13 protein-coding genes are annotated in these 15,069 nt (G+C 67.5%); 6 read left to right on the top strand and 7 right to left on the bottom strand.

The window, feature by feature from the left end; translation table 11 throughout:
• Positions 1-366 precede the first annotated feature (366 nt).
• From C5E41_RS23435 to C5E41_RS23425, 3 genes are read left to right on the top strand one after another with little or no spacing between them, the layout of a single operon-like run.
• Positions 367-1,407, top strand: a complete 1,041-nt coding sequence (locus C5E41_RS23435) for an ATP-grasp domain-containing protein (protein ID WP_439956381.1) — start codon at positions 367-369, stop codon at positions 1,405-1,407.
• A gap of 38 nt (positions 1,408-1,445) precedes the next feature.
• On the top strand, positions 1,446-3,449 hold the full coding sequence (locus C5E41_RS23430; RefSeq protein WP_104377921.1) for a hypothetical protein: 2,004 nt from the start codon (positions 1,446-1,448) through the stop codon (positions 3,447-3,449).
• Between the two features lie 21 nt (positions 3,450-3,470).
• Positions 3,471-4,193, top strand: coding sequence for a maleylpyruvate isomerase N-terminal domain-containing protein (locus C5E41_RS23425; protein ID WP_104377920.1), 723 nt, complete (start codon positions 3,471-3,473; stop codon positions 4,191-4,193).
• A gap of 169 nt (positions 4,194-4,362) precedes the next feature.
• Here C5E41_RS23425 and C5E41_RS23420 read toward each other — a convergent pair whose 3' ends face one another.
• The 4 genes from C5E41_RS23420 to asnB all read right to left on the bottom strand — a co-directional run bounded on the left by C5E41_RS23420 (position 4,363) and on the right by asnB (position 9,169).
• Positions 4,363-6,129: a purple acid phosphatase family protein gene (locus tag C5E41_RS23420; RefSeq protein ID WP_104377919.1), complete on the bottom strand. Its 1,767-nt coding sequence runs from the start codon at positions 6,127-6,129 to the stop codon at positions 4,363-4,365.
• Between the two features lie 182 nt (positions 6,130-6,311).
• Positions 6,312-6,581 (bottom strand): DUF2277 family protein, encoded by a 270-nt coding sequence (locus C5E41_RS23415; protein ID WP_104377918.1) that lies wholly within the window; start codon positions 6,579-6,581, stop codon positions 6,312-6,314.
• Positions 6,582-6,633: 52 nt separating this feature from the next.
• A complete protein-coding gene (locus C5E41_RS23410) occupies positions 6,634-6,984 on the bottom strand; it encodes a hypothetical protein (RefSeq protein ID WP_104377917.1) in 351 nt (116 codons plus the stop codon).
• A 259-nt stretch (positions 6,985-7,243) separates the two neighbouring features.
• Positions 7,244-9,169, bottom strand: a complete 1,926-nt coding sequence (gene asnB / locus C5E41_RS23405) for an asparagine synthase (glutamine-hydrolyzing) (protein ID WP_104377965.1) — start codon at positions 9,167-9,169, stop codon at positions 7,244-7,246.
• A gap of 457 nt (positions 9,170-9,626) precedes the next feature.
• On the opposite strand from asnB, the gene ctaC reads away from it, so the two are divergent.
• Both ctaC and C5E41_RS23395 read left to right on the top strand, forming a co-directional pair.
• The gene (gene ctaC / locus C5E41_RS23400) at positions 9,627-10,625 is read left to right on the top strand and encodes an aa3-type cytochrome oxidase subunit II (protein WP_104377916.1); all 999 of its coding nucleotides are present in this window, start codon (positions 9,627-9,629) and stop codon (positions 10,623-10,625) included.
• Positions 10,626-10,643: 18 nt separating this feature from the next.
• Complete coding sequence (locus C5E41_RS23395) at positions 10,644-11,060, top strand: cytochrome c oxidase subunit 4 (protein WP_030514776.1); 417 nt, start codon at positions 10,644-10,646, stop codon at positions 11,058-11,060.
• 128 nt (positions 11,061-11,188) lie between these two features.
• Here C5E41_RS23395 and C5E41_RS23390 read toward each other — a convergent pair whose 3' ends face one another.
• Positions 11,189-12,472, bottom strand: a complete 1,284-nt coding sequence (locus C5E41_RS23390; protein ID WP_104377915.1) for an FAD-binding oxidoreductase — start codon at positions 12,470-12,472, stop codon at positions 11,189-11,191.
• A 28-nt stretch (positions 12,473-12,500) separates the two neighbouring features.
• Positions 12,501-13,412 (bottom strand): CPBP family intramembrane glutamic endopeptidase, encoded by a 912-nt coding sequence (locus C5E41_RS23385; RefSeq protein ID WP_181063385.1) that lies wholly within the window; start codon positions 13,410-13,412, stop codon positions 12,501-12,503.
• Between the two features lie 302 nt (positions 13,413-13,714).
• Between C5E41_RS23385 and C5E41_RS23380 the strand changes: the two genes are divergently transcribed.
• Positions 13,715-14,482, top strand: coding sequence for an SDR family oxidoreductase (locus tag C5E41_RS23380; protein ID WP_104377913.1), 768 nt, complete (start codon positions 13,715-13,717; stop codon positions 14,480-14,482).
• A gap of 72 nt (positions 14,483-14,554) precedes the next feature.
• Here the strand turns inward: C5E41_RS23380 and C5E41_RS23375 are convergent, their stop codons facing one another.
• The gene (locus tag C5E41_RS23375; protein ID WP_181063384.1) at positions 14,555-15,028 is read right to left on the bottom strand and encodes a PASTA domain-containing protein; all 474 of its coding nucleotides are present in this window, start codon (positions 15,026-15,028) and stop codon (positions 14,555-14,557) included.
• Between the last annotated feature and the right edge of the window lie 41 nt (positions 15,029-15,069).

Below are 15,069 nucleotides of genomic sequence, written 5' to 3'. Positions count from 1 at the left end.
ATCGCCGTTGTTGCCGCCCGTCGACGATGCCGAGCGCACGCGCGGCGATACCGGAGCCCGCCGAATTCGCAGCCCCCGGTATCGAGCGCAGGACCACCGCGCGATAAGACGACCTCGCGATCGACGAACGGTGCACCGAGGTCGAAGAGGGGAGCAGGTTTGTCGATTTCATCCCGTGAATCGAAGCGCAGGAACCCGGACAAGGGCTATGTCGCCCTGCTGGGTTGGAGTCTGAACGCGGTCGAAGCGGTGGACCGATTCGACCGGCGTTATGTCGTGGTAGCTCCGGAGTGGGCGGAGAAATACTGCACTGAACACGAAATCCCTTATCTCTGCTGGAATTTCGAGCGACTCAACGACCGGTCGATGGAAATCGCGGAGACCCTGAAGGAGATGGGCGTCGACGTCGCCATCCCGATCTTCGAGGAGACCGTGGAATGGGCGGGTGCGATCAACTCGGTGCTGCTGGACAATCCGCGGCTGCTCGGCCAGGCCATGCTGCTGCGCGACAAGTCGCTGATGAAGCGGCGCGCGCAACTGGGCGGTATCCGGGTGGGCATCTTCGAGGAGGCACACGAGCGTGACGACGTCATCCGGTTCCTCAAACGCGTCAACCAGACCCTGCTCAAACTCGACGGCGATCCGAACGATCCGATCCATATCAAGGCCTTCGACAAGGCCGGCTGCCTCGGTCACCGTGTGATCCGCACCCCCGACGAGATCGACGCCATCCCCGACGAGGAGTTCCCGGTCCTGATGGAATCCCATTTGGACGGCTGGGAATTCGCGGTCGAAGCGTGGATCCACGACGGCAAGATCCGATTCCTCAACATCTCAGAATACGTGCGGCTCGGCTACTCCGTCTTCGTCCCCGCGACACCGGAACTGGAAAAGTACCGGCCGGAGATCATCCGGCAGGTCGAAAAGCTGATCAAGACCTTCGATATCGAATTCGGGTTCGTCCATCCGGAGTATTTCGTTACCAGCGACGGTGAGATGTACTTCGGCGAGGTCGCCTATCGCCCGCCCGGGTTCAAGGTCTTCGAATTGCTCGAGCGCGCATACGGATTCAACGCCTATCACGCGCTGGTACTTGCATTCGATCCGAAGACCACCGAGGAGGAGATCGTGGCGTTCTTCCCTCGCGAAGTGGTAGACGCGAAAGGACATGCCGGTTCGTTCGGCGTCTACCCGCGGCGGCGGGTGGTCAGCCGATTGTCGATCCCGGAGGAGACGGAAGACCACGAGTATTTCGAAACCCACGAACTCACCGCCCCACTGTCGGAAAAGGTCACCAAGCGAACCGCATTCGGCAATCACTGGGGTCTGCTGTACTTCTTCGGCGATGACCCGTACGCTCTGCGGGACCTGCTGAAGCGACAGGAAGAACTCGACTTCTACGTATGAATCCTTCTCGGCAGGAATGGATCACGGGAGGGTCCTGATTGACTTCACTCGGCAGCGACGACGACACTCTGGACATACGTCTCGCCACGCTGGACGAAGCCACGCGAATTCTGGGCGCCACCAGCGATTTCGGTAAGCAGGTGAAGCTGTCCAGGGTGCTGGGTGCGCTGCGGCGGGTGCTGCTGCTGCCCGGCGGCTGCGCGGCGGTGCGGGCGCGGGCGAGCGGTCTCGAGGCGGCCGGGCTGTTCCTGGGCACCGACTGGGCGCATCCGGAGATCCTGATCCCCGCGTTGAGTGTGGGCTCCCTGCGCAGCGCCAACGCCGACACGGTGGTACTGGAGGCGGCGAGCGATCTGCGCCTGCTGGCGGTCGCCAAGGGCGAGTTCCCACATCCGTCGGTGAGCGCGGAGCAGGCGCTGGGGCATCTGTCGCAGGTGCTGGCGGTGAACCTGCGCCTGCTGTTCACCCCGCCCGGCGAGGCCGAACGCGAACGGCAGGGGCGGATGGCGCGGGTCTCGCGGGAGCTGCTGCATCACCTGGTGGAGGAAATCGGCTACGAGAAGGTGCTCGAGCATCTGGTCGACGAGATCTGGCGGATTCTGCGCCAGCGCCCCATCCAGGTCGAGCAGGTGAAGCGGATGATCACGCAGATCGCCGTCGCCCGCAGCAATCCCGATATCGATCTCGGCGGCACCGGGCTGGGTGCGGACCGGCTGATCAGCAGCCTCTACGGCACGACCGACGCCTGCCGGGAGGATCCGGGCGTCGAGGTCTACCGTACGCGCCTGGACAGTATGGACGACAGCGCATTGCAGTACGAGGCAACGGGTTTCGCGCGCTCGATGCACGACACCGGACTGGTGTCGCCGTATCACGCGGTCCTGCTGCGGTTTCTGCTGAGCAAGGGGGAATATCTGCTCGGTGAGGCGCTGGGCCTGTCCAGTACCGGGCGCGACAGCCTGCTGTGCTACCACGAACTCGTGCGCAACCTGATCGAGGAGGCCGTGCACGTCGAGACCGCGCAGGGCATCTACGGGCTCGCGCTGCTGCTGGAGCGGGGAATTCTGTATCAACCGCCGGTCGCGCCCGCGCTGTGGCGGCAGCTCGCGCTGCCGGTATCGCCGCGCTCGCGGGAGCGGCTGCACGAGGTGTTCGGGCCGGTGCCGGACGCACGGGCGCGGTTGCTGTCGGGGATGTTGTCGATTCTGGGCCTGCCGCTCGGCGTGGGCCAGGGCGACAATCCGACCTGTCAGTCGGCGCGCGCCCTGTCGATGTGGGCCTACAACGATCCCGACTATCTGTTGCAGACCGTGGCGTGGGCGGCCCGCGACGACGAGATCGTCATGCATTTCGAGGGGCAGGCGATCTCCTCGAAGGAGGCCGGGGCCGGGGTCGCGACCTCCCTGCCGATGGACCTGGACCCGGTATCGCTGCTGGTCGTTCCGCATCTCGATCGGATCTACGCCGAAATGGGGCGGCGCTGCGCCGGCCGCGAGGGCGATCCCCATCGATGGATCAATCCCGAATTCCACGGCTGGTGGTCCGGGCGCGGATTCCGCATCAATGTCGACGTCGAGACCGGGCGGCTGATCGACGTCGACGAATTCCTGCGGCACTTCTATGCCAGCTACCACCCCTTCTACAACGGCAATCAGCCGCTGATCCACCCGCAGCCCGCCGGCATCGCGGTGACCGACAGCGCAGCCCGGTTCGTCGGCTGGCATGCGATCACCATCCTGCGGGTCAGCCTCGATCCGCAGGACACCATGCGCGTCTACTTCTACAACCCGAACAACGACAGCGGCCAGGACTGGGGCGACGGCGTGGTCGTCGGCACGGCCGGGCACGGGGAGCGGTTCGGTGAGGGGTCGCTGCCGTTCGAGCAGTTCGCGTCGCGGCTCTACATCTTCCATTTCGACCCCCTCGAACGCGGCGAACCGGCCGCGGTGGAGCGTTCCGAACTGGATCGGGTCGTCGGCTACATCCACCGCAGCTGGGGTGCGGACCGGTTACCGGAGATCGTCAGCGATGCGCCGTCGTGACGCGGCGGATAAGTTGTGTGCATGGACGATTCACGGTGGCGAGCGGCACTCGTGGCCGAGGGCGATGCGATCGCGGCGATACCAGTGGAAGCGTACGGGGCGCCGGTGGCGGCCTGTCCCGGATGGGATGTGGCGCGGCTGATCTCCCATGTGGGCCAGGTACATCGGTGGGCGGTGGGATTCCTGCGCGGTGAGGATGCGCCGGTGCCGCGCCCCGGCCCGGACAATCTGTCGGACTGGTACCGCGAGAGCCGCGATCTGTTGCTGCGGCAACTGGACGGGATGGATCTCGACGCCGAGGTCGACACCTTCATCGGACGTCGGCCGGTGAGGTTCTGGCTCCGGCGCCAGGCCCATGAAGCGGCGATGCACCGCTGGGATGCCCAGGATGCGGTGCGGCCGGGAGCGGCGGCGCCGTTCGACGCCGAATTCGCCGCGGACGGTATCGACGAATGGCTGCACGTTTTCGTGCCGCGATTCCTCGCGCGGGTGGAGGTTCCCGACGACCTCGCCGATGCCGCACTGCACGTGCGTTGCACCGACGTCGAGGTCGCGCCGTGGACGCTGCGATTGACCCGGCCGCAGCCGACGATCGAATCCTGCGCCGCTTCTGCCGGTACCACCTTGTCCGGGACCGCCGCGGATCTCCTTCTCACCGTGTGGCATCGCGCGCCGGCGACAACGCCCGCGGCCACCGATGCCGAGCTCGGACGCCGGGTGCTGGACCTCGTGCACGTCACGTAGCCGTCGGACCGCGCTGGATACGTCGTTCGCCGGCGGGCTGGTGACCGTGCGGGAAGGCTTTTCGCGTGACCGATGCGGCTAGGAACGCGCGGGCAGAGCCGCGGGGCGGACAGGCGCCGAACGGTCACGCAACCGCCGGGTGATCATCGTGTCGCGGGTCCGCGGGCGGTCAGTTGTCGGAGCGGGGGCGGGTGAGGATGAAGGTGTCCACCGGTTTCAGCGTGTCGGTGACGGCGTAGTAGGTGGCCGTCATGGTGGTGTGGCCGCCGGGGGAGCCGGGGTTCACGTCGAAAGCGCAGAAACCGTAGGGATGTTCGGGGTCCTTGAAGGCCGACCAGGGCGCCTGCTCCATCACGTAGACCGGCGTCTTCTTACCCGTGGCAGCGTCGACGGCGCCGACACCGGTGATCACCCGGCACTGCTGTCCGGGGAAGAACAGCCCGTTCGAGGGGACGGAGGTTCCGCCGCCGCCGATCACGAGATGCACTGTGCCCTTGGAGGTGTCGATGATCTCGGGTGCGGTCGCGGTGGCGGGGGTGACCGCTTCCAGGACCGGTTTCGGGGTGAGGGTGTCACTGCCGAGGACACCACGAACGGGATGTGAACGCTCGTAATGGTGTTCGTGGCCGCACAGCACCAGATCGACCTGGTAGCGGTCGAACAGCGGCAGCCACTCCTGGCGGATCCCCAGGTCGGCGCCGTTGGCCTTGTCGGCCGAGGAGATCGCGGTCTGGTGCATGAACACGACGATCCAGTCGATGGCGCGGTCGGCCCGGGCGGTGGCCAATTCCTTGTCGAGCCATCGCTTCTGGGCGCCGCCGGAGTAGCCGTGCACGTAGGAGTTGCCGCCGTCCTGCAGGCAGATGTCGTCGTTGGCCACCGCGATCACCCGGACCGCGCCGACCGTGAAGGCGTACCAGAGCCCGCGCGCGAGATCCTCGGCCCCGCTGTCGGGCACGGTGAAATACGTTTGGAATGCCTCGTAACCGATCGGACCGTTGCCGCGTTCGTTCTCGTGATTGCCGGGCGCCGGCATCCACGGTCGGTGGCGAGCCGAGCGAGAATTGTTGGCCCACCAGTCGTTCCAGGTGCGGATCCGGTCGCTGGCGAGATTGGCGTAGCACAGGTCGCCGTTGACGAGATTGAACAGCGGGGCGAGATGTTCGATCCCCGCGGTGACATCTCCGGCGACGGGGGAGCCGAGGTTGTCGTTGACGTAGCGGCCGTTGTCCAGTTTGCCGAGCGTCGGGGTGCCCTGATCGCCGAAACTGGTGAAGCGAAACGCGGCCCGGCCCGCCGGTGCGGTGCGATGGGTGCCTAATTCCGGGGTGGCGCCCTCGTGTCCGACTGCGTAGATGTAGTCGGTGTCCGGCGTGAGCCCGGTGAGTACGGCGTGATGGGCATACACCTCCGTGCCCGAGGCGGCGTCCCGGTAGATCCGGGTCTGCGCTTGCGCGGTCGCGCCGAAACCCGTTGTGGCCGTGCCGAATCGCACCACCGGGTTGTGCACCGAGCCCGGGCTCTGCCAGCTCACCACGGCCTCGCGCGCGGCGTCGGCGCCGAACTGCAGGTGCAACCCCGTCACCGGTGGTGCCGCTACCCGGGCCGGCCCGATCGCCAGTTCCGGCGATAGCGGCCAGAATCGCCCGCCGCTGCCGGTCGACGATCCGTCGCCGTGCAATGCCGCCGTCGTCCCCGCGCCCACGGCCAGCCCGGCGATCGCCGCCGCCCCCGACGCGCCGAACAGCCACCGCCGGCTCACCCCGCGCGATCGGTCGGGGCGAGCGCCGTCACCCGCTGGTCCGCCTAACGGATCGGCGGCTTCCAGCCCGGCGGTGACATCGCGGTGGGGACCGCCACCCGGCGTCGAACCAGGCCCAGCCCCGGCACTACCCGCCTGCTCCGATACCGGCTCCGACGCATCCCGCTCGTCCATACCTCCAGCCAACCGTGCGCGGGTTCAGAAAACCCCACGCCACGGCGAACACCGGGTGAATCACGAGCCGGAGCCATCGAGCACTTGCTGGTGCCGATGGGCACCGGCCGCCGGTCGGCTCGCCCGGACTCCTGCCTTATGACAGTGAGCGGCGAACCGGTAATACCGCGCGCGAGCCGTGCTCAGGCGCGTGCGGCGATGCGCGCTTGCACCTGCGGGCGCCGCAGCGGCGGAACCGACTTCGGCGGGACCTTGCGCTCGGGCAAGGCCGCCAGCAGCCGAGTGGTCGCCGCGGCGATCTCGGCTACGGCCTCCTCGACCGCGGGGCGGGTGGCCTCGGAAATGCTGCTGAGACCACCCACCTTACGGACGTACTGCAACGCGGCCGCGTCGATTTCCTCGGGTGTCGCGGCAGGGTCCAAGCCGCGCAACGCGGTGATGTTTCGGCACATGCCTACGAGGGTAGGCCGCGTGCCGGTTGCGATCGAGCCGTGTGATACCGGCTCAGGCGGCGCTGCCGCTCGAGAACGGCGAATAGCCGTAGCCGTAGCCATACCCGTAACCACCTGTCCACGGGCTGTACCACCCGGGATAGACGCCGCCGTAGCCTCCGCGCGGCCCACCCCAGCCGGGCATTCCCCAGCCGCCGTGATGGCCCCAGCCATGATGCCCCCAGCCGTGGACGAACTGGATATCCGTTCCGGGTGCCCGGACTTCCTGGGACTGGGCCGGGGCCGCCGCCGGATCGGCGAGAGCGGGGGCGGCGGCCACGATCGGGGCCGCCGCGATGGCGACCGTGATCACGGTGCGTGACGTGCGGGTGCGGATCTTCGAGAGCAGTTTGTGTCGAACCATCGGGATTCCTTGTGTACGTGTCTCGGTATGTACGTGTCTGGTATGTACGTGTCTCGGTCATATCCGTCCACGGCTCGATCCGAGCCGTTCAACTTGCTTGACGCCGTTTAATGTACCGCTATCTAACGGTACGTTCAAGACCGTCGAAAAGATGACGTGACGTCGATGCACGCGTGTGCAAGGAATCGCTCCGGTCAGGGCGATCGCCGCACCGCCGGGCCGTGATCGGCCGCGGTGCGACGCCGCCTCGGGGTAACGGCTAGAGCCGCACGGGGTAGGTGGGCTCCTGAATATCGGGCTTGATCCGGTCCTCGACGAAGATGCCGTGCCAGATCATGAACACCAGCAGCGTCCACAGGCGACGGCTGTGGTCGCCGTTGCCGGCGCGGTGTGCCTGCAGCATCGCCGTGATCGCGGACTTGTCCAGCAGATGGTCGGTCTGCGATTCGGCGATCTGGGTGGCGGCCCAGTCGTAGAGCTCGGGGCCGCGCAGCCAGTGCCGCAGCGGCACCGGGAAGCCCAGCTTCGGCCGGTGCAGCACATGCGGGGGGACGATCGTCTCGAGTGCGCGACGCAGCGCGTACTTGGTGGTCTCCTTGGTGATCTTCTGCTGATACGGGATCCGCTCGGCGACCGCGAACACCTCGGGGTCCAGGAACGGCACCCGCAGCTCCAGCGAATTGGCCATGGTCATCTTGTCGGCCTTGACCAGGATGTCGCCGCGCAGCCAGGTGAACAGGTCCAGATGCTGCATGCGTGCCACCGGATCCCAGCCGCGTGAGCGCGCGTAGATCGGGGCCGTCACATCCTGATGGGTCCATTCCGGACGGAATTCGCGCAGCACCGATCGCAGCTGGGCGTCGTTGAAGCTACGGGCGTTGCCGTAATAGCGCTGCTCGAGCGGCAGCGAACCGCGATGCAGCAGGCTCTTTCCGCGCGTCCCGTCCGGAATCCGGTCCGAGAGCTTGCCGGCCAGCCGCCGCACACCCTTCGGCAGGTATTCGAAGGGCTTGAGCGACAAGGGTTCCCGATAGATCGTGTAGCCGCCGAACAGCTCGTCGGAACCCTCACCGGAGAGCACCACCTTGACGTGCTTGCGGGCCTCCTGCGCCACGAAATACAGCGGCACCAGCGCCGGGTCGGCCACCGGGTCGTCGAGGTACCAGACGATCTCCGGGATCGCGCCGGCGAACTCCTCGGGGCTGACGGTGCGGATGAAATGTTTCGCGCCGATCGCCTCCGCGGTCTCGGCAGCCACGTCGGCCTCCGAATACCCCTCCCGCTCGAACGCGGAGGTGAAGGTGAGCAGATTCGGGTTGTGCCGGATCGCCAGCGCCGCGATCGCGGTGGAGTCGATGCCACCGGACAGGAAGGCACCGACGGTGACGTCCGCGCGCATGTGCTTGGCGACCGAATCCTCGAGCACCGCCGCGATCTCGCGGTAGCGGGCCTCCTCCGAGCCGGCCGCGAACGGGCGCACCCGGAAGTTCGGCTCGAAGTAGCGGGTCACTTCCGGCGTGGCGCCGGGGCGCAGCGTGGCGTAGCAGCCCGATTCCAGGCGGCGGATGTTCGCGTGCAGCGATTCCGGCTCCGGCACGTACTGCAGCACCGTGTAGTGCTCGAGCGCGCGCGGGTCCAGTGCGTCCGACAGATTCAGTGCGGGCAGCAGTTCCAGCAGGCTCTTCTTCTCGCTGGCATAGGCGGTGCCGCCCGGGCCGGTGGCCACAAACAGCGGCTTGATGCCGAACGGGTCGCGGGCCAGCACCAGCTCCTGGGTTTCGGTGTCCCAGATGGCGAAGGCGAACATGCCGCGCAGCTTGGAGAATGCCGCGGTGCCCCAGTGGTGATAGGCCGCGACGATCGCCTCACCGTCGCCCTCGGTCGCGAACCGCGCACCGAATTCGTCGCTCAGCTGCGCGCGCAACTCCAGATAGTTGTAGATCTCACCGTTGAACGCCAGCGCATAACGCTGCGAGTTCTCCGGCGGACCCCAGCGCAGCGGCTGATGCGAATGCTCGATGTCGATGATCGACAGGCGGTTGAAGCCCAGGATGATGTGTTCGTCGTGCCAGGTGCCGCGCTCGTCCGGGCCGCGATGGCGCCCGCACTGCAAGGCGTCGTACACCTGCTGTACGACGGAGTCGGTGGCCACATCGGCGGTCAGAAATCCCAGCAGTCCACACACTGCGTCGAGAACCTCGTTTCCGGATCGGGTACGCGGAGAACATTCGAAACCAGTCCCCGAGTATGCCGCACCGGGGCCCGGCTCGTCGCCTCGCTGGGCGGCGGTCGCGCTCGCCTGGGATTTCGCGCCCGCGCGCGTGTGCGGCCCCACCGATCGGCCGGGGGATCGCACCCGGTGGCCGGTGTGTCGAAAGCGACCCGGGCACAACGCGGGAGGCGGTTTGGTCTACGCTGCGTAGTACTCGGGAACTCTCGTGGTCGGCCGTGCGTTCGGTGCGGCTCGCGGAAGGCTCCCGAACGTGCTGAAAACGCGCCGCCCGGCATCCGGGTGGCGCCGTGTCGGATGGACGACCAGGAAGGCGTTGAGCGTGGCGCACAAGGCGAGCGAAGCGATAGGGGCACGACCCGCCCGGGTACGGCGGGGCCGCATCCTTCGGCGGGCCGGGCTGGCGGTGTCCATGGGGATCACCGTGATGCTCGTCTCGGGCTGCTCGATCGACAATCCCGTGCTTCGGTTCGGCTGGCCCACGGGTGTGACCCCGCAGGCGACCCGGATGCGGGAACTGTGGACGTGGTCGGTCGTCGCCGCCCTGGCGATGGGTGTGCTGGTCTGGGGTCTGACCTTCTGGACCGTGACCTTCCACCGCAAGAAGAAGACCTCCCCGGAGTTCCCGCGGCAGACCGGGTACAACGTGCCGCTGGAGTTGACCTACACCGCGATTCCGTTCGTGATCATCGCGGTGCTGTTCTACTTCACCGTGGTCGTGCAGAACTACGTGCACGAGAAGACCTCGAATCCGGATGTGGTCGTCGACGTGACCGCGTTCCAGTGGAACTGGAAGTTCGGTTACCAGAAGGTCGTCGGTCAGAACGGCCAGGTCTACGAGGGTGTCGACCAGACCCGTCAGGCGCTCAACGAGCAGATCCAGGCCGAGTACAAGGAGCGCACCGCCGACGGCCACCCGCAGCCGGGTCCGGTGCACGGCCTGCCCGCCAACGACATCTCCTACCTGCACTACGACAAGGTCGAGACCGTCGGCTCGTCCAACGAGATCCCGGTGCTGGTGCTGCCGACCAACAAGGTCGTGGAATTCCAGCTGGCCTCCGCCGACGTCATCCACTCCTTCTGGGTGCCGGAGTTCCTGTTCAAGCGCGACGTGATGCCGAACCCGAAGGAAAACCACTCCGACAACACCTTCCAGATCACCAAGATCGAGCACGAGGGCGCTTTCGTCGGCCGCTGCGCGGAGATGTGCGGTACTTTCCACTCGATGATGAACTTCGAAGTGCGCGCCGTGACGCCGGACAAGTTCGACAAGTACATCGCCGCCCGCGAAGCGGGTAAGACCAATGCCGAGGCCCTGTCGAGCATCGGCGAGTCGCCGGTCGCGACGACCACGCACCCGTTCGACACCCGTCGCACCGCGCGTGAAGCCAGCCAGGCCGAGAGCAAGTAAGAAGGGTACGGAACTGACATGAAGGTCGAAGCACGCATCTTCGAGCTGCTCACGGTGTTCTTCATCATCGTGGCGGTCGTCTACGGATTCTTCACCGGCCAGTCCCGCACCGGCGTCGAGTGGGCGGGTACCACCGCCATCGTGCTGACCGCCGGACTGACGCTGATCGTCGGCACCTATTTCCGCTTCGTGGCGCGCCGCTTGGACCTGCGTCCCGAGGACTACGAAGAGGCCGAAATCGTCGACGGCGCCGGCGACCTGGGCTTCTTCTCGCCGGGCAGCTTCTGGCCCATCCTGCTGGCCGGTTCCGCCTCGGTCACCGCGCTCGGCTTCGCGTTCTTCCAGTACTGGCTGATCGGCCTGGGCGTGCTCTGCATCCTGGCCTCGGTCGCCGGCCTGGTGTTCGAGTACCACGTGGGACCCGAGAAGCACTGAGCATCCAACGCTCGAGCGCCCCGGCTTCGGCCGGGGCGCTTCGTCGTTGAGGGAGTTGTCCCGAGATATCGCCGGAAAAGCCGAACGCCCCGACATGTCTGCCGGGGCGTTCGGTCTTCGCAACGAGTTCAGTCCGGGGTGTGGTAGCGGCGGGCGCGTTCGGAGCGGCAGATGTCGTCGATGCCGGAGGTGATGTCGCGCAACAGTTCCGGGGCGCCGGAGCGGCCGGAGTAGGTGCCGGTGGGACGCAGCCGGCAGGTGAAGGTGATGAAGCCGTGGTCCTCCCCGGCGGACTCGTGCAGATACGGAGACCGCACGCCGTAGGTCATGGCGGAGATGACCGTGATGGCGCCGCTGCGTTCGCGATGCTCGACGAACAGGTCGTGCAAGCGGTGGAAGACGGTGCTGTAGCTGCTCATGGGCGCGAAGACCGCCACCCGGTAGGCGGGGCCGCGCTCGGAGGAGCTGATCACCGTGTCGGCGAGGTATTCGGCGTCGCGCAGGGTGAGGACCTTGGGGGCGAACATCAGCGCACCGGCGGCGGCGTTGCGCACCGGCATACCGGCGCGGCCACCGGCGGCCGAGGCGATGGCGCCCAACGACTTTCGCGCCCGCGCACCCAGTTCGCGGCGGGCCCGCAGCGAGGGGGTGGCGGTGGTGGGGTGCAGACTCGACCACTGGCCGAAGCGGACCGTGCCGAGCTGGATGTTCCCGGTGCCGACCGGACGCGAGACGCGCAGCGGGGCCGTGTCGACCCAGCGGCCGACCTGCAGCAGGGCATCGCCGGGTCGGGTGATCTCGGCGTGCGAATGTTCGACGAAGGTGTCGAAGTCGAGGAAGCGGTGCGCGTCGGAGGTGAGCCAGGTGTGGTCCTTGTCGACCTCGATGGCTTGCAGCGTCAGCGCCGTGATGATGCCGGTGCGCCCGGCCCCGCCGAGGATGCGGCGGAATCGGTCGGCGTGGTGGGTGCGCCCGCAGGTGCCGAATCTGCCCTCGGGGTCCACGTATTCGAGGGCGACCACGTTGTCGCTGAACATGCCGTAGCGGTGCGAGGCCGCGCTGAGGCCGCCGACCGCGGCGAAACCGCCGGCGGTGATCTCGCGGTGGTCGCCGACGATCGGCAGGCCCAGGCCGTGTGCGGCCAGGGTGCGATCGATATCGGACAGTCGTGCGCCGGCCTGCACGCGCACCAGCCGCGCATCGGCGTCCACCGCCTGCACCCGGTTCATCCGCCGCAGCGACATCACGATGCGACGGTCGGGCGGGGCCGGTTCGTCGTCGAGCTGCTCGCTGGTGTGGTCGCCGCCGCGCACGGTCAGCGGTTGCGGTCGTGAATCCCGCACTGTGCGAACGACATCCGCGGTGTCGCGGGGCAGATATTCCTCCGGCAGAGCAGCGAGCGTGGTACTCATGGCCTCAAAGCTAACCACAGTAGCGGCGCTACGTCTGCACCGAAGTTCGCAGTGCAGGTGCGGGGGTTCTCGCTACCGGTGCGAAGACGAACAATGCGGCCGCGACGGCCGCCCACAGGATCCACCCGGTGACGCCGGAACCTGTCAGCAGCGTATGCGGTTGCTCGTCGGGGGAGGTCGATTTCAGCGCGCCGAACACCACGACCCCGGCGTTCCAGGCGGCGTGGCCGACCGCGGCCGGCCAGATGCTTCCGGAACGCAGCCGCAGCCAGCCCAGCACCGCGCCGAAGGTCACGCAGAACGGGATGTAGGCCAGGGCGGACCAGGCGCCGATATCGGTGAAGCCGTAGCCGAGCAGAGTCAGCGGTGCGTGCCACAGCGCCCAGATCACTCCGGTGGCGATCAATGCCACGGGGGTGCCGAAGCGGGAGATCACATGGGGCAGCAGCCATCCGCGCCAGCCGATCTCCTCGCCGAGAGTCAGCGGGACGGCCCCGACGATCATGGTGGTCAGCGACTCGATGATCATGGCGACGACCAGATTGGTGCCGACGGTGCTCAGGTCGAAGTGGAACCAGCCGAGCGCGGCGCTGATCTCGTAGGCGATCCACGCGACCATCGGAACGCCGAACCAGGCGGCCACGATGAGCCGGGCGGTACGTGCGGGCGAGGGACCCAGACCCAGGCCGATGTCGGCGGCGAAGCCCGATGCGGGCGGGAGTCCAGGTGCCGCGGGTCGGGCGAGCAGTGGCTGATGTTGTCGCCACCGGACCACCAAAACGGCCACCGTTGGCGCGAACATCATCAGCGCCGCGCCGTCGTGGAGCCACGGTATGGACTCCAGCCCCTTCCCGTCGATCCAGGGAATCGACGCGAGCACCCATGCGAGTGCGTACGCCACCACGATGTAGGTGGCGATATCCGAACGCCGAGCAACCATATGTCCGTCCTTGCGATTGAATCCGATGCCGATCGGGATCGGCCGCCACCGGTCTCGGCATTCGGCGCCCCCGGATACTTCGACGCGGTCGAAGTGAGATCGGTTCCCGCGCAAGTCCTGTGCGGCGAACGGGGCTTGGCCTTGCGCTGAACCCGCGAGAATCCGTCGATAGGGTGCCGACCCGATCGGCATTCTGTCGGCCTCCCGCACTCGATCATGGGCCGTGGTCCGCCGCTGCGGAGGTGATGGTCATCGGCTCTCTGGTGCTTGCCCAGCCGCCGGGTGCGGGGTTGGGTAGGGGAATGAGCACAGTGCTGGTAACCGGTGGGACAGGCGCGCTCGGGCGGCACATCGTGGATCGGCTGCGGGAACGGGGCCACGACGTGCGGGTGCTGTCGCGGCGCCCGGGTGCGGGGACGCATGTGGGGGATCTGACGACCGGTGCCGGGGTGCGTGACGCTGCCGAGGGGGCGGAGTCGATCGTGCACGCGGCTTCGGATTTCCGGCGGTTCGGTAAACCCGATATCGAGCAGACCCGGAACCTGCTCGCGGCCGCCGGGGGAGCGCGGCATCTGATCTATGTCTCGATCGTCGGCATCGACCGCATCCCCTTCGGCTACTACCGCAACAAACTCGCCTGCGAACAACTGATCGCCGACAGCGGTGTGCCGTACACGATTCAGCGCGCCACCCAGTTCCACGACCTCATCGCCGCGGTCCTGTCCGGGGTGCAGAAGCTCCCGATTGTGCCGCTGCCCTTGGATTTCCGTTTCCAGCCGGTCGCCACCGATGATGTGGCCACCCGCCTCACCGACCTGGTAGAAGAGCAACCACGCATGCGCGCAGACGATTTCGGCGGCCCACAGGTTCTCACGCTGAAGGAGCTGACGAAGATCTGGCAGCAACACCACGGTCGCCCGCGCCGCACGGTGCCCCTTCCGCTACCCGGCACGATCGCCCGCGCCTTCCGCGCCGGTTTCAACACCTGCCCCGACCACGCCGACGGCACCCGCACGTGGGCGGAGTATGTGGCCGCGGATCCGAGCCCCAGCTACCGGCTGCGTGGTTGATCCCCGGGGGACCAGCGCTCGAGCAGGCCTCCGGCAAACTCCCTTGCGCGACCGTAACGCGATACCTGTGGTTCAGCAGGGACTCTGCCCGCCGACCTCGCCGGTGCTCAGCTCGACCGTGGTGCCGGTGGGGACCGAGGCGCCCGCGTCGGGATTCTGAGTGGTGATCACGCACTGGCCGCCGCCCGGGCCGCGGCCGGTGGCGCCGGTGATGTGTGCGTGCAGGCCCGCGGCGGTGAGGAGTTGGTCGGCGAGGGCCGGGCGGTCGCCGCGGACATCGGGAACGCTGACCGTGCCGGCCGCGGGGGAGGTGGTCGTGCGGGCGGGCTGTGTCGAGTTCGCGGCATTCGGTGCGTCGGTGGCGTCGGTGGACTCTGCGGTGGCGGCCGACGTGGTCGCGCCGGTGGTAGACGTTGCGGGCGTGGCGGTTTCGGAATCGCAGCCGGACAGTGCCGCGGTCAGTGCGAGTGCGGCGATCGAAATCCGCAGGGGGAGAACGGCACGGCGGTGGTGGTTGGAACGGCGTGGGAAGGTTGTGGTCGGCACATCCCGACCGTAGTTGCTGCCGCGTCGGTGCGCGCGGACTG

The sequence above is a fragment of the Nocardia nova genome (assembly GCF_002933465.1).
Lineage (GTDB): Bacteria > Actinomycetota > Actinomycetes > Mycobacteriales > Mycobacteriaceae > Nocardia > Nocardia nova_B.
Note: the sequence above shows the minus strand (reverse complement) of the source record. Positions and strands in the feature narration are given on the sequence as shown.